Source organism: Arthrobacter sp. BGA-UO-ETr-C19, from assembly GCF_059568005.1.
In genome coordinates, this window is the sequence record NZ_JCAQPC010000009.1 from 193,150 (window position 1) to 212,308 (window position 19,159).

Sequence of the window (19,159 nt, forward strand, 5' to 3'; positions counted from 1 at the left end):
AGAAGCCCCATACGGAACACCCCCTAGCAATGTGACCGGAGGAGTTACTGGAGGCGTCACTGACGAGCAGCGGGATGGCTCGTGAAAAACCAGAGTGGCGATCGGCGCAAAAGGGCCATATGCACGATTCGTGGCCTAAACCCGGCCAGGGGCAGCCTGGATTGTTTCTTGACGGCATAGCCTCTGGCTTGTATCGACCTGAATTGGACACTGTTGTCCTGCCGCGAAGGACCCCGGTTGTCCAGGAATGGGTCGGCAAGGCTGTCCTGCCAGCCACGGACATCGCCGGACATAGGAGCTGAAATGCTGACGTTGTCCATAGCCCAAGAGGGGTGCGCCTCGGGCAGGGGTTCCTTGAGGAAGACATCGAGGGAAGCGTGGGTGATTTGATCGCCGTTGAGTGCCTAAACAAGATCCGTCTCATCTATCAGCGCTGCGCGGCCGACATTGATGAGGTGCCCTTCGGGCTTCATCGCGGCGAGCATTTCGGCGTTGATGAGGCCGTGTGTTTGGGACGCACGCTTTCTGGCAAGAAGCCCGTCAGGGCTACGCCAGACAAACCTGGAGAGCCTCGAATAGCTCGAGCCGGGGAGTGAGCTGCCGGTCCTCAATCAAAAATCGCTGGAAGAGACTCGCCGCTGTCGCTTATCAGCTGCACGAGGTTTTGAACCCCTCAGAGAGGACTACCGGTATCTTTCGGGGCGAAGTCAGGGTGCTGGTTCAGTCGGCCCAGCGTACGGGCCAAATCCCTGAACGTGTATTCCGCCGGCGAGGATCCACCAGTATGGGTCATTGGACTTGAGCCGTTCATTCAGGATTTGCTGCTCTGAATTATCTTGCGGAATGAACAGGGTGGCCAGACCCGACGGCGGAAGCCCTCGCCGGGCGAAAGACCGCAGCCGCTGCACGACAGACACGGCTATTCCCCCCGTCGGCGGCCGTTTACCTGCCGTGGCACCTGGAGGGGATTGTCTTCACGGAGTGCCTCGGGCAGGAGGTGTTGCGGGAAGCCTTGGTAGGCGACGGGCCGTAGGAAGCGTTCGATTGCGGCGGTGCCTACGGAGGTGCTTCCGACGGCGGTGGTTGCCGGGTAGGGTCCGCCGTGCTGTTGCGCGTGGGTCACCGAGACACCTGTTGGCCATTGGTTCCAGACCACGCGTCCTGCTTTGCGGGCCAGAACCTCGACGAGTGGTGCTACCTGGCAGGTGTCTGTCCCCTGGATGGTGGCCGTCAATTGGCCCTCGAAGGTCTCAGCGAGTTGGGGGAGTTGGGACTCGTCATCGTAGGTGACTACTACGGCGGTGGGGCCGAAGCATTCGGTTTGGAGAGCGTGTGGCTCGGTGAGCATGTCCGCGGCGGTGGTGAGGAGGAGGGTCGGGCCCGGCGGATCGGCCAGGGGGCCGGTTCCCTGGGCAAGGACCTCGAGGCGCGGGTTGGATAGCAGGTCTTGCAGGACGTCTTCGTAGCCGGACTGGATGCGTTCGTTGAGCAGGGGAAAGGCCGATGGCAGGGCGGCGTCGCGCAGGGCCTCCGCCATTCCGGATCCAGCAGGAACGAAGAGCGTCCCGGGCTTGGTGCAGAATTGCCCGGCTCCAAGGGTGAACGAGTTCACGAACCCATGGGCAATTTCCGCTCCACGCTCGCTGGCCGCAGCCTCGGTGACGAAGGCAGGGTTGTTGCTGCCCAATTCCCCGAAGAAAGGGATGGGTTCCGGCCGGGAATTCGCGATGTCGAACAGCGCGCGGCCGCCTGGAATGGATCCGGTGAAGGCGCCGGCTTTGATCCGCGGATCGCGCAGGGCAGCGGCTCCCGCTGCCGTCCCGGCGATGAGTGCGAACGTGCCCTCCGGCGCCCCCGCCTTGCCAAGCGCGGATGTCATCACTTCAGCCGTGAGCCGGGAGAGCCCGGGGTGGCCGGAATGTGCTTTGAGCAGCACAGGGCAGCCTGCGGCCAGCGCCGAGGCGGTGTCGCCGCCGGCTACGGAGAACGCGAAGGGAAAGTTGCTGGCTGCGAAGACGACCACGGGTCCTACGGGCACCCGCAGGCGCCGCAGATCCGGTCTAGGCGCCCCCATGGGCCATTCCGCGTCGGCATGGTCGATGCGGACATCAAGGTAGCCGCCGTCGCGCAATTCTTCCCCGAAGAGGCGCAGCTGGAAGGTGGTGCGTTTGAGCTCGCCGCGCAGGCGCGCCTCGGGCAGACGGGTCTCCCTTTCAGCTTCGGGAACGAGCTGGTCCGCTGCCGCATCCAAGGCGTTCGAGACGGCATCAAGCAGTTTCGCGCGGTCGGTGGGAAGCAGGGCGGCGAGCGGTGTGGCCGCTGCGTGGGCTGCTGTTAGCAGCGCCTCGAGTTCGATCTCGGTGGTCGGTGGGAGTACGACGGCGGAGGCCGGGGTGATCGTGGTCATGCGCAGTCTCCTTTCGGGAGGCAGGTCAAAGGGAAGGTCAGTCGTCCGTTGTTTCGAGGGCGGCGAGTTCGCCGATGCCCACCGGCGCGGCCAGCGGGCGTTTTGCGGTGCCGGCCAGGTTTTCAGGGGTGGCGGCGGCGCTTGGGCCGGTGCCCAGGCAGGCGGCTGCGAAACCGCACACGCGGCCTTGGCACCAGCCCATTCCGGCGCGGGTGAAGGACTTGAGGGTGCGGGCGTCGCGGGCTCCCAGAGTCTCGCGCGCGTCGATGATCTGGCCTGCAGTGACTTCTTCGCAGCGGCACACGGTGGTGTCCGGCGTCAGCCAGTCCTGCCAGGCGGTCGGTACGGGATGGGCGCGGTGCATGGCATTAGCGAAAGTCCGGTGCCGTGCCATGGCGCGCAGGGCCGGTACGTCAATGCCGGGGCCACCGTCAGCGGCTGCGGATGCGCCGGCGGTGAGGCCCTCGAGGACGGCCAGTGAAGCCCCGCCGACCCCGGTTACCTCCCCGGCAAGGAACAGGCCGGGGACGGTGGATTCTTGGCGGTCATTCACGACGCTGGCCAGGGAACCGTCCGCGTCGAGACGGGTTTCTGCTCCGAGGGAGAGGGGCAGTTCCATCTGCGGGGTGAAGCCCCAGCCGAAGCCGACGACGTCGACGTCCTGGTAAATTCGCTCGGTACCGGACCGGACCCGGCCGGCGGCGTCCACTTTAGCCGTGCGCACGCCGGATACCCGGCTGCCGGATTCGGTGCCGAGCACTTCCGTGACGATGCTCCGGGTCCGGTACGGGATGCGGTGCCTGGCGAAGACAGCGGCGTACTCGGCACCTTCGAGCGCCTTCCCAGGCACGCCCGCGGCCGCTTTCAGGTGCGGCAGCCATGCTGCGGGGGAGGACGACTCCAGCACCGCGAGGACGCGTCCCCCGGCTTCGGCAATTCCTGCCGCCACGGGCAACAGGAACGGACCCGTTCCGGCGATGACGAAGCGCCGCCCCGGCAGGGCTCCGTTGCCCTTGATGAAAGCCTGGATCCCACCGGCGGCCATAACCCCCGGCAGATCCCAGCCGGGAACAGGCAGTTGGCGGTCGTAGCCTCCGGGGCACAGGACCAGGCGGCGTCCGACGACGGTCCTGCCGCGGTCGGACTTCCCGGAACCGCGAACGGAACCGCCTGCCGTGGTGGGTGTGGTGCGTAGGAGGAATCCGGCGCCGACCTCTTCCGCCATCCAGACCTGTTGGCCGGGGAGGTAGGTGATCCTGCCCTGGTGGCGTGCAGAGTCGAAACGGGAACGGAGGTTCAGGTAGGTCTGCCAGTCGTGATGACCCTTGCCGTCAGGCTGGGGCTCAACGGTTTCGGGCCGGTGCCGCCAGAACTGGCCGCCCGGCTGGGTGCCGGCGTCCACAATAACGACGGCGGCCCGGGCTTCCGCTGCCGCAACGGCGGCGGCCAGCCCGGCCGGGCCGGCGCCGACCACGGCGACGTCGGCCTTCAGCAGGCCCGATGGTGCGGCGCTCATCTCTGGCCCCTTTCGCGTTCGGGCAGCAGATCCACGTCTGGCCCGCAGGATCCCTCGATCACCATGCCTTCACACGCCTGAACGAGGCATGCGCGTTGGTTCGGTTCGTCGTCGATCGTGACGAGACAGTCGAAGCAGACACCGATGCCGCAATACAGGCCTCGCGGACGGCCTTCCTTTCGCGTAGTTCGCCAGGCCGTGATGCCGTTGGAGACCAGAGCGGCGCCGACGCTTTGTCCCGCGGACGCCTTGATGGGGCGGCCGTCAAAGCTCACGTTGACCGTGTCCGCCGTGGCTGGCGCCGTTTCTGCCGGTGGGTGGGTGCTCATGCTGTAGCCGCCTCGGGGTTTGGTGTGCTGTTGTGGACTTCCGGGCCGAACCGTGCCGGGGCGAAGGGTGAGAGGTCAAGGTCCGGGGACTGGCCGGCCAGGGCCTGGGCCAAGAGCTTGCCGGTTCCGGCGGAGAGGCCGATGCCCGCGCCCTCATGGCCGGCGGCATGCCACAGGCCGGGGGCGCGTTCGTCGTGGCCGATCACCGGAAGGTGGTCCGGGCAGTACGGGCGGAAGCCGTGGTAGTGGCGGATGGCCTTGACGTGCTCCAGGAAGGGGAACAGCTGAACGGCGTTTCCAGCCAGAAGCCGCAGGGCATCCGTGCTCACGGTGCGGTCGAACCCGACGCGTTCGCGTGTGGAGCCGATGAGGATGGTGCCGCTGGGGGTGCCCTCGACGACGGGGGAGCCCTGCAGTCCGGCGTCGGAGCTTCCGACGTTGTCGATGTATTCGGCTGCATAGACCTTGTGGTGAACCATGGGCGGCAGCGGCTCGGTGACCATGACGAAGCCGCGGCGGGGGAGGACCGGGACGCTGACTCCGGCCAGGGCTGCGAGTTCACCGGCCCACGTGCCGGTGCAGTTGACCACGGCGCCGGCGGAGAACTCGCCGCGTGGTGTCCGGACACCGGTGATGCCGTCGCCGCTCCTGAGGAAGCCGCTGACGGGCGTGTCTGCAACGAAACGTGCTCCGCTTTGGGTAGCGAGCCGGACCAGATGTGCGGCCACCAGCATGGGCTGCACCTGGCAGTCTTCAGGATAACTTGCCCCGCCCAGGGCGTCGGGTGTGATGTGCGGTTCGGCTTTCCGCAGGTCATCCGGGTCCAGCCTGTCCACACGAACGCCGTGGCCGGACTGGGCGGCCATGACACGGTCGAGGGATTCCAGGCTGCTTTCGCGGGAGGCGACGATGATGCCGCCCTTGGATTCGAATTCCCAGAGCCGTTTGTGCTCGGCCAGGTCACCGTGCCATACGTTCAGAGAGTAGCGGGTCAGTTCGAGTTCGGGACCGAGTTCCTTGTCCGAGACGAGGATGTTCCCTTCGCAGGCCGAGGACGTGCCGCTGGCGGGGAGCCCCTTGTCCAGGACGGTCACGGTGAGGCCCTGTTGCGTGGCGAAGTATGCGGTAGCGGCCCCGATGACGCCTGCGCCGATGACGAGCACATCGCTCGCTGCGTTCATGTCTGCTCCTCCTGAGGGGTCTCGGTCTCGCCGGTGGCCCACAGGCCGCGGGCGTGGCCGATGTGGCGACGCATGAGTTCTGCGGCGGCGGCACCGTCGCCGGTTTCGATGAGGTCCAGCAGTTCGTGGTGCTCCTGCGCGGAGTTGGCCAGGCGGTTGCTGTCGCTGAGGATCTTGAGGCCGTACAGGCGGGTCCGGGACCGGAGGCTGGTGGCCAGCTCCACAAGCTGGCCGTTGCCGGCATACCGCAAAAGCTCTGCATGGAAAATGCGGTCCGCGGCAAGGTAGGCAGTGAGGTCGCCTTGCCGCGCTGCATCCACAATGTCGTCGGCCATAGAGCGCAGGACCTTGACTCCGGATGGCGGAACAGTGCCGGCCACGTCGCCAACAACTGGTGGTTCGAGCAGCAAGCGGATCTCCGTCAGTTCATCCAGCTCCCGGTCGCTCATGGTAGTGATCCGGAAGCCCTTGTTTTTGACTGTTTCCACCAGGCCTTCGCGGGTCAGGTCCATCATCGCCTCGCGCACCGGCGTGGCTGAGACACCAAAAGCGGCGGCAAGGGCCGGCGCGGAATAGAGGGTGCCCTCCACCAGCGTGCCGGCGATGATCGCTGTTCGCAGGGACTCCGTCACTGACTCGCGCAGGCTGTGCTGGCGGCCGAGCGGGGCGATCGGGAGCTGGTTGTTGGCTGGCACGGTGGGCACTCCTTGGACGGGATTCATGGTCGAGTGCCTCCTTCATACACCAGGCTGGCGATCACAAGGTCTTCCCATGCCATCCCCACCCCGACGTATAGGCAGGGCTTCCCTGTCAGGCGCTCGAATTCACCTTTCACAAGATCCCGGAGGTTGGCGGGACGGATCGCCTCCCATTGCTCTGCGGACCGTGCGGGTATCAGGTCCCCGGCCTCCCGCAGCGCCGAGGCTCGCCCTTCGACCACAACGTCGCTGCGCCGCACAAGGGCGGCGTCGACTTCCCGGGCATCCAGTCCGTGCTGGCCCACCGCTGCCACGACGGCGCCGGGGGCAACCAAACCGCCGTCGAACAGCGGCGTGGGCGAGGAAGTTGTGCAGATCACGACATCGGCGTTGGCCACCTCGGCAGGGGTGCCCTTACGGATGTCCAGGCCTTCCGCAGCCAATTGCGCGATCAGCGCCGTCACCCGTTGCGGGCGGCGGCCGACGACGGCGAGGCTTGCCTGCGGGAGTACGGCGTGCGCGGCGCGCAGGTGGTTGAGCGCCTGCACTCCGGTGCCGAACACGAGCACCCGGGTAGCGCCCGGGTGGCGGGGAGCGGCGGTTCCGGGTGCCGAGGCAAGGACGTGTTTGATGGCCAGCAGCGTGGTGGCCGGGGTCCGAATGGCCGTGAGTTCGTTGCCGTCCATCGTGGCCAAAGGGGTTGATGTGTCCGAATCGAAGAGTACATAGACCCCTTGGATCTTTTCCAGTCCCCGGGCCGGGTTGGCTGGGGCCACGGTGAGCGCTTTGATCCCGCTGTATTGCCGGTTCTTTGCGGGCATGAGCAGGAATTCGCCGTTTGGAGCGGGGCTGAACAGCCGCGGGCTGTCGTCTTCTGGGTCAATCATGTTCAGGAGTGCCTGCTCCAGGGCATCGATTGCCGTTGCCCAGGGGGCTGCCGCGCGGACAGCCGTCGAATCAAAGTAGGGAACGTTCACAGCAGGAACCCCGCAGGAAAGGGATCGGTGGGGTCGAGGAAATATTGGGCGGTACCGGTCAGCCAGGCCCGTCCTGTGACGGTGGGGATCACCGCCGGACGGCCGGCCACTTCCGTTTCCTCGACCAGGCGGCCGATGAAACGCGAACCTATGTAGGACTCGTTGACGAAGTCCGTGTCCAGGGCCAGTTCGCCGCGTGCGTGCAGCTGGGCCATCCGGGCGCTCGTGCCTGTGCCGCAGGGGGAGCGGTCGAACCATCCGGGGTGGATGGCCATCGCATGGCGGGAATGTTCTGCTGTGGAGCCCGGGGCTTTGAGGTACACGTGGTGGCAGCCGCGAATGTCGTTCCGCTCCGGGTGGACCGGTTCATCCGCGGCGTTTATTGCGTCCATGATGGACAATCCGGCCTTGAGCAGGTCATCCTTCCGCCCGCGCTCGAACGGCAAACCCAGGCTGTCCAGGTCCACGATTGCGTAGAAGTTTCCGCCGAACGCCAGGTCGTAGGACACAGGACCGAACCCGGGTACTTCGACCTTGGCGTCAAGGCGCTCAACGAATGATGGAACGTTGCGGATGGTCACGGACTCGGCGTGCCCGTCATTGACTGCCACTTCGGCGATCACCAGGCCGGCGGGTGTGTCGAGCCGTACGGTGGTGACCGGCTCCACAACCTCGACCATGCCGGTCTCCACCAGGACGGTAGCCACTCCGATGGTACCGTGGCCGCACATCGGCAGAAGGCCCGAAACCTCGATAAAGAGCACACCGAAGTCCGCGTCCGGGCGCGTTGGTGGCTGGAGGATCGCCCCGCTCATCGAGGCGTGGCCGCGAGGTTCGGTCATGAGGAGGGTGCGGACCCAGTCGCTGTTCTCCATGAACCACAGCCGCCGCGCCGCCATCGTGGCACCGGGGATCGTCCCGATTCCGCCGGTGATGACGCGCGTGGGCATGCCTTCGGTGTGCGAGTCCACGGCGTGGAAAATGCGGCTGGTTCTCATGGAATACTCCCTCTTTGTCCATCTGATGTTCCGTGACCGCCCGTTGGTGTCCACGGGCGGCCACGGAACTGGCGGTGACCTGGTTGATTATTTGTAGCCCTTGGCGATGGCTGCTTCGGTGTCACGGATGACAGCGTCGCGCACGGCCGGGGCCAGCGGACCGCGCGGCGGGCGGCAGGCGCCGCCGCGGAGGCCAACCACGTCCATGGACAGCTTGATGGCCTGAACGAACTCGGTCTTGCTGTCCCAGCGGAGCAGCGAATGCAGGTCGCGGTAGATTTCGCGGGCCCGCTCAAGGTCCGCAACGTCACCGGAGGTGGAGAGCCGGTACAGTTCGAGCGTGGCTTCCGGAATGGCGTTCGGGTAGCCCGCCACCCAGCCCACGGCACCTGCCAGGCCCATTTCGACGACGGTATCGTCGGTCCCGATCAGGAGGTCCACTTCGGGGGCGAGTTCCTTGATTTCGTAAGCGCGGCGGACATCGCCGGTGAACTCCTTGACGCCCACGATCAGGCCCTCGCCGTGCAACCGGGCGATCAGCTGCGGGGTCAGGTCCACCTTGGTGTCAATCGGGTTGTTGTACGCCACGACCGGAAGCCCGACGGCGGCGGCGAGGCGGTAGTGCTCCACCACCTCTTCCTCGGTGGCCCGGTAGGAGTTCGGGGGCAGCAGCATCAGGGCGCCGGCCCCGGCTTCGGCGGCCTGTTCCGCCCACTTGCGGGTTTGCAGGCCTCCGTAGGCGCCCACTCCAGCCATGACAGTGAAGCCTTCAGGGGCGGCTTCGACCGCCGTGGTGATGATCCTGGCCCGTTCCTCTTCGCTCAGGGTCTGGTATTCACCCAGGGAACCGTTCGGGGCCACACCGTGGCAGCCTGCGTTTGCCAGGAAGCGGACGTGCTCGCCATAGGCGTCGTAGTCCACGCTCAGGTCGTCATTGAACGGCAGTGAGGTAGCTACGAGCACTCCGTGCCACGGCTTACGGGTTTCGGTCATGATGGATGATCCTTTCGGTTGGCACGCTTGGCGCGTGTGCTGCGGCCGTGACGTACCTCACGGCCAAACTTACCATGTGACATTGCACAGGGATGGAAACCGGTGGTGGTTTTTTTGGTGTTGGAGCGGGTTTTGATGGAATCTGAACCGCAGCTAGCTGGCGGGGACCACGTACTGTTCGGCGGCGACTTTGCCAAGTCCTTCGGACAGTCCGGCGCCGCTCAGGAGCTTCGCGATTGTTCCGTCTTCGCGCTGGGCGACAATGCCGGCGTCGAGCGCTTCCTTGAGGCTGGTGTTGCCTTTGGTGATCGGGAAGGCAGCCTCCGGGGCATTCTTGATGGCACCGACGCGCGGATCCGGCTTTTCATTGGAAAGGGCCACTGTCACACCTTTGGCGTCTTTGAACTGAAGCACCTGCACGCCATAAGCATCGACGTCCGCATCGAGGCGGCCGGCGTCAAAATCGGCCTTCAGTTCCACGCTGCTGGGGTAAGTCACCAGGCGGTCGCCCAGGATCTTCTTGAGGTCCTCGACCCAGAGGTAACCGTCGATGGTGCCGACCTTGTTCATCTTCTCCAAATCGGCGACGGTGGTGGCGCCGGATTTGGAGACGATGCCCATGCCGTCAAGGTAGGTGGAGGCGGAGAAGTCCACGGCCTTGAGGCGTTTTTCGGTGGCGTCGATTGTGCCCACGGCGAGGTCAATGTTTCCACCGGCGATGGACTGGACCGCATCGGCATAAGTGGCCTGCTGGTATGCGGGGGTGAGGCACTCATCTTTGGCGATCTTGTTGACGATTTCTATATCGATGCCTGTCGGGTTGCCTGAGCCGTAGCTGCTAAACGGCGGGATGTCGATGACTCCGATAGTGAGCTTGCCCGGGGCAACGGTCTGGATGTCAGTGTGCTTGGGAGTGCAGCCTGAGGTGCCTGCGTCCGAGGTCCCTCCGCAAGCGGAGAGGCTGAGTGCGAGTGCGAGTGCGAGTGCGCTGGACGTGAGAAGTCCTGCTGTCTTGAGACGGGTGGTGATCATGGTTGCTCCTGTTGTTTTCAGAGGGGACTGATGGAACGGTGGGTGGGGCCTGGTGGTCAGGCGTGGCGGGCCAGGCGTTTCTCGAAGAAGACGGTGATCCAGGTGGCCGGCATTGAGATGGCGGCGTAGCAGAGGCCGGCGAGGGTGAAGATCTGCAGGTAGTTGAAGTCCTGGCTGCCGATATTGTACGCGGATTTCATCAGTTCGGGGACTGCGATGGCGTAGGCCAGGGAGGTGCCTTGGAACATCTGGATGGCCACTCCCATCAGGCCCGGGATTGCCGAGCGCATGCCCTGCGGCATGATGACCCGCCAGAAGGTGTGTGTCTGGGACAGGCCCAGGGCGTTGGAGGCCTCGAGCTGTCCGCGGCCAACGGACTGGATCCCGGCCCGCATGATCTCAGAGGAGTACGCGGCCGAGTTCCAGATCAGTGCCAGGCACGCCGCGGTGATGCTTTCGAAGGCGATGCCGAACTTCGGCAGGCCGTAGTAGAAGAGGTAGAGGATCACCAGGGCCGGTGCCCCACGACCGATTTCGACGACGGCAAGCGCCAGGGTGCGGACGGCCAGGTTCTTCGCGCTCACCATGACGCTGAGGATCAGCCCTAAGGGATAGCCGGCGACGATTGACACCCCTGCGATCAGGAGGCTGACGCTCAGACCGGACATCATCTGCGGCAGATATGCCGCCCATTCGGTAAGCCAGGTCATGCGTAAACAGCCTTCCTCATACGGGAATCGAGTCTGCGGGACAGGTACGCGACTGGCAGGCTGAGGGCGATGTAGAGGATGCCCACCAGGATGTAGGGCAGGATCCCCTCGACTGTCGGGTGCTGCCGGGCGAAGGACTGCGACTGGAAGACCATCTCGGCAACGATGATTGTGGAGGCGATCGAGGAGTCTTTGAGCAGGCCTGTCAGGTACGTGGCGATGGACGGGGAAACTATGCGGAAGGCCTGCGGGACCGTGACGCCGTAGAATGTCGTGCCACGAGTCAGGCCCAGGGCGTCCGCCGCTTCGCCCTGCCCACGCGGTACGGCCTGCAGGCCCCCGCGATAGATTTCGGCGAGATAAGCCACGGAGACAACCCCCAGGCCGATTATGGCCGCCCCAATGGGGTTGAACTTGAAGGTGCCGATCTGGATGCCGAACTTGAGCAGGAACAACCAAACGATGATCGGCACGCCGCGGACCAGGTCCACGAAGAGCCGGCACGCCAGCCGCACAAGAATGTTCGACGACGACAACCCTACGGCCAGGGGCACGGCGCCCAGGATGCCGATGGCGAACGCCGACAGCGTCAGCACCAGCGTCATCGGCAATCCCTGGAGTACTGCTGAAAGGGCGTCCACGTCAGCGCTCCAGCACGGCCCGCAGGAAACGGCGGGTGCGGTCTTCCTGAGGGTCGCTCATGATGGCGCGTGGATCTCCTTGCTCGATGATCCTGCAATCTGCCATGACGACCAAGGTGTCCGAGACGTCCCGGGCGAACTGCATTTCATGGGTGACCACGATCATCGTCATGCCATCAGCCGCCAGCTCGCGCATCACGGCCAGAACCTCAAGCCCTACCTCGGGGTCCAGGGCCGATGTCGGCTCGTCAAAAAGCATGATGCTCGGATCGAGCGCCAGCGCCCGGGCGATCGCGATGCGCTGCTGCTGCCCGCCCGAGCACCGTCCGGGGTGCTGGTCCGCCTTTTCCTTCAGGCCCACCCGCTCCAGCAGTTGCATCGAGCGCGCGTCGGCCTCCTCTTTGCTGCGACCAAGGACTTTCTGCTGGGGGAAGCTGATGTTCTTCAGCGCCGACATGTGGGGAAACAGGTTGAAGGACTGGAACACCATGCCCACCGTGCGGCGCAGGGCGGCAAGGTCGCGGCCGTTGACGTCCTTGCCCGGTTCGATGACGTGCTGGTCTACCTGGATGGTGCCGGAATCGGGCCGCTCGAGGAGATTGATGCACCTCAGGAACGTGCTTTTACCGGCGCCTGAAGGGCCAATCAGCGCGGTGACCGTCCCTGGTTCAACGTGCAGGGACACGTCGTCAAGGACAACGTGGTCGCCGTAGCGCTTCGAGATGTTGTCTAACTTGATGCCCAGACGGGGCGCGAGCTTTCCGTCTGCCATTTCTGAAAGGGTCATAGCGATCTTCCATGTGGGGACCAAAAGGCCATCGGTCGATGTGGGGCATGTCACGTGATATGTGAAATGGTACATGTCACCGCTTCGGATGAAAAGCCCTGTGTTTTCTTTTGAACCGGGCCGATCTTCTAATCCATGGGGGGCGAAGACTGGCGGAAACTCAGTGGCGCACCAGACCAATGCCGGGCGTCAGCAGCATCGATGAAGACCAGCAGGCAGTCCCGCCACCTGCCCGACAGATCCCTCATCGGGCCGTAAGTGAAAGGAAGGTTTTGAACTTATACCCGCAGTCTTCTGACGCCGATATTGGAGATTCCGTCAACCTAGCTTTAGGCTGCGGCAGAATCGCCGGCGAGGGCGTCAAGACAGCTTGGCCTGGCGCAGGTACTGGTACACCGTTTCCCTGCTGATCCCGTAGTCGCTGGCGAGGACGGCTTTGGGAATTCCGCTGGCCGCCCGCTGCACCAGCTCGGCCGCCCGTTCCGCTGAGAGGGTCTTTTTTCGTCCGCGGTAGGCGCCGCGCTGCTTGGCCAGCGCGATGCCTTCCCGCTGCCGCTCCCGGATCAGGGAGCGCTCGAACTCGGCGAAGGCCCCCATGACCGAGAGCATGAGGTTGGCCATGGGGGAGTCCTCCCCGGTGAAGACCAGTTGTTCCTTGACGAACTCCACCCGCACGCCCCTGCGGGTCAGAGTCTGGACCAGTGAACGCAGGTCATCGAGGTTGCGGGCCAGCCGGTCCATGCTGTGCACCACCACGGTGTCCCCGTCACGGGCGAACCGCAGCAGCTCCGTGAGCTCGGGTCTGGTCGTGTCCCTGCCTGAGGCTTTGTCGGTGAACACCCGGTCCAGGACCTGGCCTTCAAGTTGGCGTTTCTCGTTCTGCTCGAGGGTGCTTACGCGCACGTACCCGATTCTTTGTCCAGCCACCGATGCCTCCAAACCCGTCGACCTGTCAGCTTGAGTTCTAGAGCCTTCCCAGAAGAACGTCAAGACATCCGGGCTCAGATCGTCAGGTTGGGGTGTGCCTCATGCTGGCAGGAGCATGGCGGCGGCAGCGCCAGCTGCCGTGCTGATGTTAGTCATTAGCCTGGGGACGTTAAATGCTTGTGGCGGCGGGAGCGCGAAAGCTCCCGCCGCCACAGGCGTTGTGGTGTTTAGTCTTTGTCGGTTTCGGACGCGGACGCGTGAGGTTCGTCTGGACCTACCGGCGTCCGTACATCGCAGTCCGGCTGACCGCTGTGCGCAACTGACGCTGGAACATAACGGAGCGACCATGAATGGTCCGATCGTCCACGTGGCCTAGGTCAGTATTCACCGCTGCCAGCGGCCATGCTGAGAGAGACTGCCTCCCTCGGCACCGCTCAATGTGGCTCGGCTGATCATTCGAAGTGATACAGCTCGATATCAAGGATGCCTGTGAAGCGCGTGTCGAAGGGCACAACGCCCTGGCCGCGGCCGGAGTAGAGGCGATGAAAGCGCACCTCGTTACCACCGCCGGTCTCGTCGCCGTTCAGTACTCGGTGGACCTCGAGCCCCCGCGTTCTCTCTATGACCGACGCGAGTCCCGTGCGACCGGTAACCGGCTCGGCTGGCTGGAGTAGAAAGCCCCTACCTGCCACCCGCAGCGCGCTTCCCATGTCGACGGCGATACCAAAGCCGATTTCACCCTCGTCGAGCATGCCGCGGGGATCATCGAGCGAAGCGACGAGATCGAATTCGCCGATGGTGAGACGAGCGACGGGGTTCGCACGGTCGACGAAGAAGCCCCGCACCGAGTCGGAGGGTGCGCCGACGACGGTTTCCCGCATTGCCGCCAAGAGCCCGTACGCGTCCACTATCTCGTCGTGGTCGGGAGCGCCGGCGTGAAGGGAGTCCAGGCCGAACGGTGCCACCAACTCAGCGTTGTGCTCACCGATGGCGCGGAACATGTGGGCGATGCCGAGCTGGTCTCGTCTCATTTCGGGGATGACGAGTCGGTCGGATACCGCAGCGTACGCACCGCACGTGGCGTCGAAGTCGCCGAAATAAATGTCGGGAGAGTAGAAGTCGATGGACGGTGTCAACGCCCGCCACAGCGGGAGCAGGTGGGGAACTGGACCCCCACTTGGATAACTGCCTGGCTCGGCACCGCCCGCGACAAGCTCGTCTGCGGGCGTCATCGGGTTGACTGCGTCGAGCCAAGCGTTGACGTAAAGCGGGACGCCCAGTTCGGCTTTGCCGCGCGCCGCGACCTTGTCAATGTGGGTGGCATAGGCCCATGCCATGAAAGCCTCGTCCGCCTCGGGCCCGAAGACCTGGCTCCAAGAGCCTTCGGCCTGCCTGCCTTTTGACTCCCACGCCGAGCGAAGGCGTCCGCGGGTGTCTCGAACCGCGGCGATCACAGCATCCGGCACATCTCGATGCCAGCACGCCGACGCCACGTCGCTCTCATCCCGACGAGCGCCCAGAAGCCCGGGTTCATTTTCCACCTGCACGAACGGCACTATGTGGGCCGCGCCGGACTTCTTGATCCGGGCCAGGACCTGAGCGAAGGCGGTGGCATCGGCCGCGGCGATCTCGTCGCCAAAAGGTGAAATATGGTGCATCGCCCCCGCTGTTGATTGAGCGCGTGGGAAGCGCTCACCATCTCGCTTGACCCATCCAGGAACGTATGTTGACGCGCCGTTCTTCCAGGCGCCGAACCACAGGGGAACCCAGTCCAGCCCATACGTCTCGGCTGTTTCCAGGGCGGTGTCTACCAGTGAGAGATCGAAGACGCCCTCGCGGGGTTCGATCGTCTCCCATGACACCGGCGCGAGTACCGTATCTGCGCCAAGTTCCCGGACACGCCGGAAAGCCTCTCGTAGCGACGCGGCATTGCTCGCGCTCGAATTATGTAGTTCTCCACCGAGGAAGAGACGGCGGGGCGATGAAGTCATGGGGAGAGCCTTCGGCAGGTAGGGGAGCGGAGAGTTTTAGCGCGATCCTGCACCCTCTCATCCGGAGCGTGGACTTGCGCACTATTACGCAAGTCCACGGTGCGCGCTCGTGGGAGATTGGCATTCGCGGAGAAAGTTCGAGGGGCAATAGGACGCACAGTGGGCCGGCGTGCTCGGCGAGCACATGCTGACGCAGTCGAGTCCATTTGAGTGGTGTATCTGATTCGTTCGTGATCCCTCGGGGTGCTTATGCGGTGAGGGCGCGGTAGTCCGGTTCGGGGACTTCCTCGGGGTCGGGTTTCGGTTCGCCGACCCGGCAGGCTCGGGCGCGGCGACAAATAGCGTTACGGAAAAGCCGCCATTTACCGCTGCGATTCACACTCTACGGCCGCCATGCGTCTTGCCAGTCGATGCCTGGAACATCGTTTTCGAAACGAATTTCCAACCATACGTGGCGGGCGCGAGACGTGTCGGGAGCGCCGGCATGAACGAACGCGTCAATTTCGGGATCTCGTTCGCCCCCTGTGAACTGGGCTTCGGTCGCTCGCCAACCTCGACGAATCAGGTCATCTGACACGTCGGGGAGCCACCGGTCTGCCAGCGCCACATGCCTGCCGTCCTCAAGGGTCAGCACTGAGGAAATTTGGGAGTGGAATGATGTACCGCTCGGATCGTTGCGGTGGGGGTCTCCGACCACTGTCCACGGACCGTGGTAGTCGTCAGCGACGGCGACCTCGGAACGGTTGGGAAAATACCAGCTCGTTCCTGAGGTGATGAGGTAGTGACGGCCATCATGGCGAAAATATGCTGGCGCTTCTCGGACCAGTGGTGGATGCGGGTGGGGAAAATGCGTGGAGTATGTTCCTGTGACATCTGTAAGGTCCTCGGTCAGGTCGGCACAGATGAGTTCGGAATGAACGCGCTCAAAGTAGTAGTAGCCACGGCCTGTTTCAGGGTCAACCACCAGGTCAAAGTCACCGGCACTCATGCCAAGGGGTTCAAAACCGGCGCGGACCAGAAGGTAGGGTCCTTCGAATCGATCAGCCTGGTATACCCAGGAGCGCTGCTTGCCGTCCTCATGCATCACCTTCATCCAACAAACGAATTTTCCAGTCGAGGGGTGACGCACAATATGCGGCCTGTCCATCATCTTGGCAGGGTGCAGGGGTGAATCAGGGTCGTTGGGTTCGGCTGGCAGGATCGACCCGAGGTCAGTCCAGGACATGAGGTCAGGGGAGCGATAGGCGCGAACCCCACTATGCCATCTACCACTGGCTGGTGTTGACTGGGACTTGTCTTCGCCATACCAGTAGTACTCGCCGTCCACGGCAAGTACGGAGCCGCCGTGAATGTGGATGCGCTTGCCTTCAGTGTCGGTCATGATCTCACCGGGGCGGATCAGCTTATTCATTGGAAACTCTCTCTTCTTCGCAGCATTGCCGCATTTTTAGTGCATTGGGGGAGTAGGGGCGGCCAATAGACCGGCTGTCGCATGCCATCCTTTTGCGGGGTAAGCCGTCGACGTTGTGCTAGCCGGCATAGAAGCTTCGGTTTTTGCAGTCAATCACGGCGCCTGAAACGATGGATACCGATTCCTTCAGCCGCAGGTCGTTCGATGACGTGCCAACCAGGACGTCGACAACCCCGGCTTCGACCCGCCAGCGCATATCGGCGTCGATGAAGGCCAACTGGCTCACATCGAGACGGAAATCGACCCGCTCCGACTGCCCTGGCCCCAGGCTGATCCGGCGGAAGCCGGCGAGTTCCAGAACTGGCCTTGAGACCGAGGCAAACTTGTCACTGACATAGAGTTGGACGATCTCGGTTCCGGGCCGGGCTCCGGTATTCGTCACGGTTAGCGAGACGGCGACTGAGTCGCCAGCCTCCACCTCGTGTTGCGAGAGTGTCAGGTCCGAGTAGTCGAACGTGGTGTAGGACAGCCCATGGCCGAAGAAGTATCGCGGTGCGTGGGCTGCATCGACGTAATCGGGAAACCCGACGCTCTCGCCTTGGTTCCAGGCCGACCCATGCGGGTGGTTGTAGTACACCGGGACCTGGCCGGCGTTGCGTGCGACGCTGACCGGGAGCCGTCCGCTTGGGTTGTGGGCACCGGTGAGGACGTCGACGATAGCTTCGGCTCCGCCTTCGGCGGGACTCCATGCCTCAAGGAGCGCCGCCAGGTGTGTGTCGGCGGCGTCGCTGGATACCGGCCGGCCGTCCAGGTGGACGCCGATCATCGGTTTGCCGAGCCTGGCGAGCTTGACGATCAGGTCGTCCTGACAGGACGGCAGGTTGATGTTCGTTGCATCAATTCCCTCGCCCATCGACGCGATGGAGGCCGTGCCGTGTTTGCCTCCGAGCGTTAGGATCACGACGTCGGCCCTCTCGGCGAGGGCGATGGCCTCGTTATGTCCGGAATCGTCGTTGCCGGCAATTGGGTACCCGTATGCCCAACTCACTTCCGTTTCGGGCAGCCGGAGGCGGAGCTCGTCGAGGAGGCTGCGGATGCCGGGCTGCTGCTGCAGCAGCAGTTCCTCGAATACCGGATCGTCGGACGCCTCGATCGTAGTGCCATGAACGGTGTTGGTGAGGGTCTGAAGGTTCTCGCTGCTGGTGGTGAGACCGGCCATTGAGGAGTTGACGGCGAGCTTTCCCTCCGCCATGGAGTAGTGGGTGTAGCCCCCGAAAAAGTACCGGGCAGTTGCCGCGTGGCAGCCGATAACCGCGAGCGTTTGAAGATCCGGCCGCAAAGGCAGCGTGCCGTCATTGCGCAGCAGGACCAGCGATTCCCGTGCAGACTGAACAGCCACGGCCCTGTCGGCAGATGATTGGAATGAAGTGTCCCGGTCGGCGGAGTCCGGCGCGAACGGGTGCTCGAAGAGCCCCATTCGAAACTTTGCGGTCAGCACCTGTTGAACCGCCCGGTCGAGGAGCGCAACGTCGGCGCGTCCGTCCGCGAACCACTCCCGCAGTTCGGGGCCGAAGCCCTGCGGCACGTGGAGCTCGACATCCATCCCCGCGAGCAGGGCGGCCAGACCAGCGTGGGCCGGGGATTGGGCAACACGCTGAACGGTGTGAAGATTCCCCACTGCGCCGTAGTCAGATACCAACAAGCCGTCGAAACCCATCTGTTCCCGCAGCAGTGTCTTGAGGAGCCGGACGGAGGCCGACACCGGCTCGCCGCCCACAGAATTGTAGGAAGGCATCACACCCCGCAGCCCACCGAGGGTAATTGCGGCCTGGAAGGGTTTGCCGTACACCTCCACCAGCAGCCGGTCGGGGACGTTGCAGTGGGCCCCATGGATGCCGCCCTCGGTGTGGTGGGAGCCGACAAAGTGCTTCGCCACCGCCTCTGTACGCCGGCCAGCGGCGTCCTCGCCTTGCAGTCCAAGGGTGTAAGCGACGCCGAGAGCAGCCGCGAGGCTTGGGTCTTCACCGTAGGTCTCACCCTGCCGTCCCATTCGAGGGTCGCGGGAAACATCCAAGACAGGAGCCAGGGTATGCGTGATGCCCAGGGCCCGTTCTTGCCTCCCCACAATCAGACCCACTGCGCGCTCCAGGTCTACATCCCAGCTCGCTGCGCGTCCAAGCCCCGAGGGGAAGCTCGTCGCCCCCGGGAGATACGCGCCGCAGAGCCCTTCCATGTGGAATATCGCCGGGATCCCGTGCCCGGAGGCTTCCATGGCCTCCGCCTGCACCCTGCGTTGAAAGGCGGTGACCTCATCCAGCGTGAGCGCCGTGCGCGCCTCGAGGCACGAGACCTCGCCGATGCCGTGCGGGAAACGCTCATGGAAGTCGGTGGTCTGTGCGATATCAGTGGGGAAGTAGCAGGAAATCTGAGCCATTTTCTGGTCAAGGCTCAGCTTGTCCATCAGCAGGGCGGCCCGTTCACCGGAGGCCAGTCGCTCGTCCATCCAGGGTTCTGTCACACGGGTGCTCATGTTGATCCTCGATCTACCAGTAGTTGCGCCG

17 protein-coding genes are annotated in these 19,159 nt (G+C 64.2%); all 17 read right to left on the minus strand.

Annotated elements, in window-relative coordinates:
* Window positions 1-404: 404 nt before the first annotated feature.
* The gene (locus tag AC57BR_RS05405) at window positions 405-611 is read right to left on the minus strand and encodes an NAD(P)-dependent oxidoreductase (RefSeq protein ID WP_496358725.1); all 207 of its coding nucleotides are present in this window, start codon (window positions 609-611) and stop codon (window positions 405-407) included.
* A 308-nt stretch (window positions 612-919) separates the two neighbouring features.
* The gene (locus AC57BR_RS05410; RefSeq protein ID WP_496358726.1) at window positions 920-2,407 is read right to left on the minus strand and encodes an aldehyde dehydrogenase (NADP(+)); all 1,488 of its coding nucleotides are present in this window, start codon (window positions 2,405-2,407) and stop codon (window positions 920-922) included.
* A 37-nt stretch (window positions 2,408-2,444) separates the two neighbouring features.
* Window positions 2,445-3,923, minus strand: a complete 1,479-nt coding sequence (locus AC57BR_RS05415) for an FAD-dependent oxidoreductase (RefSeq protein WP_496358727.1) — start codon at window positions 3,921-3,923, stop codon at window positions 2,445-2,447.
* Window positions 3,920-4,252, minus strand: coding sequence for a (2Fe-2S)-binding protein (locus AC57BR_RS05420; RefSeq protein WP_496358728.1), 333 nt, complete (start codon window positions 4,250-4,252; stop codon window positions 3,920-3,922). Before AC57BR_RS05420 ends, AC57BR_RS05415 begins: the two co-directional genes overlap by 4 nt.
* Entirely contained in the window at window positions 4,249-5,433 is a 1,185-nt protein-coding gene (locus tag AC57BR_RS05425; protein ID WP_496358729.1) for an NAD(P)/FAD-dependent oxidoreductase, read from the minus strand. The genes AC57BR_RS05420 and AC57BR_RS05425 overlap by 4 nt, the downstream gene beginning before the upstream one ends.
* Window positions 5,430-6,155 carry a GntR family transcriptional regulator gene (locus tag AC57BR_RS05430; RefSeq protein ID WP_496358730.1) on the minus strand — a complete coding sequence of 242 codons (726 nt, stop codon included), beginning with the start codon at window positions 6,153-6,155 and terminating at the stop codon, window positions 5,430-5,432. The genes AC57BR_RS05425 and AC57BR_RS05430 overlap by 4 nt, the downstream gene beginning before the upstream one ends.
* Entirely contained in the window at window positions 6,152-7,108 is a 957-nt protein-coding gene (locus AC57BR_RS05435) for an ornithine cyclodeaminase family protein (RefSeq protein ID WP_496358731.1), read from the minus strand. Before AC57BR_RS05435 ends, AC57BR_RS05430 begins: the two co-directional genes overlap by 4 nt.
* A complete protein-coding gene (locus AC57BR_RS05440) occupies window positions 7,105-8,106 on the minus strand; it encodes a proline racemase family protein (protein ID WP_496358732.1) in 1,002 nt (333 codons plus the stop codon). Before AC57BR_RS05440 ends, AC57BR_RS05435 begins: the two co-directional genes overlap by 4 nt.
* Before the next feature lie 87 nt (window positions 8,107-8,193).
* Window positions 8,194-9,099 (minus strand): dihydrodipicolinate synthase family protein, encoded by a 906-nt coding sequence (locus AC57BR_RS05445; RefSeq protein ID WP_496358733.1) that lies wholly within the window; start codon window positions 9,097-9,099, stop codon window positions 8,194-8,196.
* A 153-nt stretch (window positions 9,100-9,252) separates the two neighbouring features.
* The gene (locus tag AC57BR_RS05450) at window positions 9,253-10,131 is read right to left on the minus strand and encodes a substrate-binding periplasmic protein (protein ID WP_496358734.1); all 879 of its coding nucleotides are present in this window, start codon (window positions 10,129-10,131) and stop codon (window positions 9,253-9,255) included.
* A 56-nt stretch (window positions 10,132-10,187) separates the two neighbouring features.
* Complete coding sequence (locus AC57BR_RS05455) at window positions 10,188-10,841, minus strand: amino acid ABC transporter permease (protein WP_496358735.1); 654 nt, start codon at window positions 10,839-10,841, stop codon at window positions 10,188-10,190.
* On the minus strand, window positions 10,838-11,482 hold the full coding sequence (locus AC57BR_RS05460; protein ID WP_496358736.1) for an amino acid ABC transporter permease: 645 nt from the start codon (window positions 11,480-11,482) through the stop codon (window positions 10,838-10,840). The genes AC57BR_RS05455 and AC57BR_RS05460 overlap by 4 nt, the downstream gene beginning before the upstream one ends.
* Before the next feature lies 1 nt (window position 11,483).
* On the minus strand, window positions 11,484-12,269 hold the full coding sequence (locus AC57BR_RS05465) for an amino acid ABC transporter ATP-binding protein (RefSeq protein ID WP_496358738.1): 786 nt from the start codon (window positions 12,267-12,269) through the stop codon (window positions 11,484-11,486).
* Between the two features lie 360 nt (window positions 12,270-12,629).
* Window positions 12,630-13,196: a recombinase family protein gene (locus AC57BR_RS05470; RefSeq protein WP_496358739.1), complete on the minus strand. Its 567-nt coding sequence runs from the start codon at window positions 13,194-13,196 to the stop codon at window positions 12,630-12,632.
* 452 nt (window positions 13,197-13,648) lie between these two features.
* Complete coding sequence (locus AC57BR_RS05475) at window positions 13,649-15,187, minus strand: DUF5597 domain-containing protein (RefSeq protein ID WP_496358741.1); 1,539 nt, start codon at window positions 15,185-15,187, stop codon at window positions 13,649-13,651.
* A gap of 382 nt (window positions 15,188-15,569) precedes the next feature.
* Window positions 15,570-16,598 (minus strand): family 43 glycosylhydrolase, encoded by a 1,029-nt coding sequence (locus tag AC57BR_RS05480; RefSeq protein WP_496358742.1) that lies wholly within the window; start codon window positions 16,596-16,598, stop codon window positions 15,570-15,572.
* 118 nt (window positions 16,599-16,716) lie between these two features.
* A complete protein-coding gene (locus tag AC57BR_RS05485) occupies window positions 16,717-19,128 on the minus strand; it encodes a glycoside hydrolase family 3 N-terminal domain-containing protein (protein ID WP_496358743.1) in 2,412 nt (803 codons plus the stop codon).
* Window positions 19,129-19,159 lie beyond the last annotated feature (31 nt).

Coding starts and splice junctions, on each gene's coding strand:
- AC57BR_RS05410 (WP_496358726.1), bottom strand. CDS start 2,407: ATGACCACGATCACCCCGGCCTCCGCCGTCGTACTCCCACCGACCACC.
- AC57BR_RS05415 (WP_496358727.1), bottom strand. CDS start 3,923: ATGAGCGCCGCACCATCGGGCCTGCTGAAGGCCGACGTCGCCGTGGTC.
- AC57BR_RS05420 (WP_496358728.1), bottom strand. CDS start 4,252: ATGAGCACCCACCCACCGGCAGAAACGGCGCCAGCCACGGCGGACACG.
- AC57BR_RS05425 (WP_496358729.1), bottom strand. CDS start 5,433: ATGAACGCAGCGAGCGATGTGCTCGTCATCGGCGCAGGCGTCATCGGG.
- AC57BR_RS05430 (WP_496358730.1), bottom strand. CDS start 6,155: ATGAATCCCGTCCAAGGAGTGCCCACCGTGCCAGCCAACAACCAGCTC.
- AC57BR_RS05440 (WP_496358732.1), bottom strand. CDS start 8,106: ATGAGAACCAGCCGCATTTTCCACGCCGTGGACTCGCACACCGAAGGC.
- AC57BR_RS05445 (WP_496358733.1), bottom strand. CDS start 9,099: ATGACCGAAACCCGTAAGCCGTGGCACGGAGTGCTCGTAGCTACCTCA.
- AC57BR_RS05450 (WP_496358734.1), bottom strand. CDS start 10,131: ATGATCACCACCCGTCTCAAGACAGCAGGACTTCTCACGTCCAGCGCA.
- AC57BR_RS05455 (WP_496358735.1), bottom strand. CDS start 10,841: ATGACCTGGCTTACCGAATGGGCGGCATATCTGCCGCAGATGATGTCC.
- AC57BR_RS05465 (WP_496358738.1), bottom strand. CDS start 12,269: ATGACCCTTTCAGAAATGGCAGACGGAAAGCTCGCGCCCCGTCTGGGC.
- AC57BR_RS05475 (WP_496358741.1), bottom strand. CDS start 15,187: ATGACTTCATCGCCCCGCCGTCTCTTCCTCGGTGGAGAACTACATAAT.
- AC57BR_RS05480 (WP_496358742.1), bottom strand. CDS start 16,598: ATGAATAAGCTGATCCGCCCCGGTGAGATCATGACCGACACTGAAGGC.
- AC57BR_RS05485 (WP_496358743.1), bottom strand. CDS start 19,128: ATGAGCACCCGTGTGACAGAACCCTGGATGGACGAGCGACTGGCCTCC.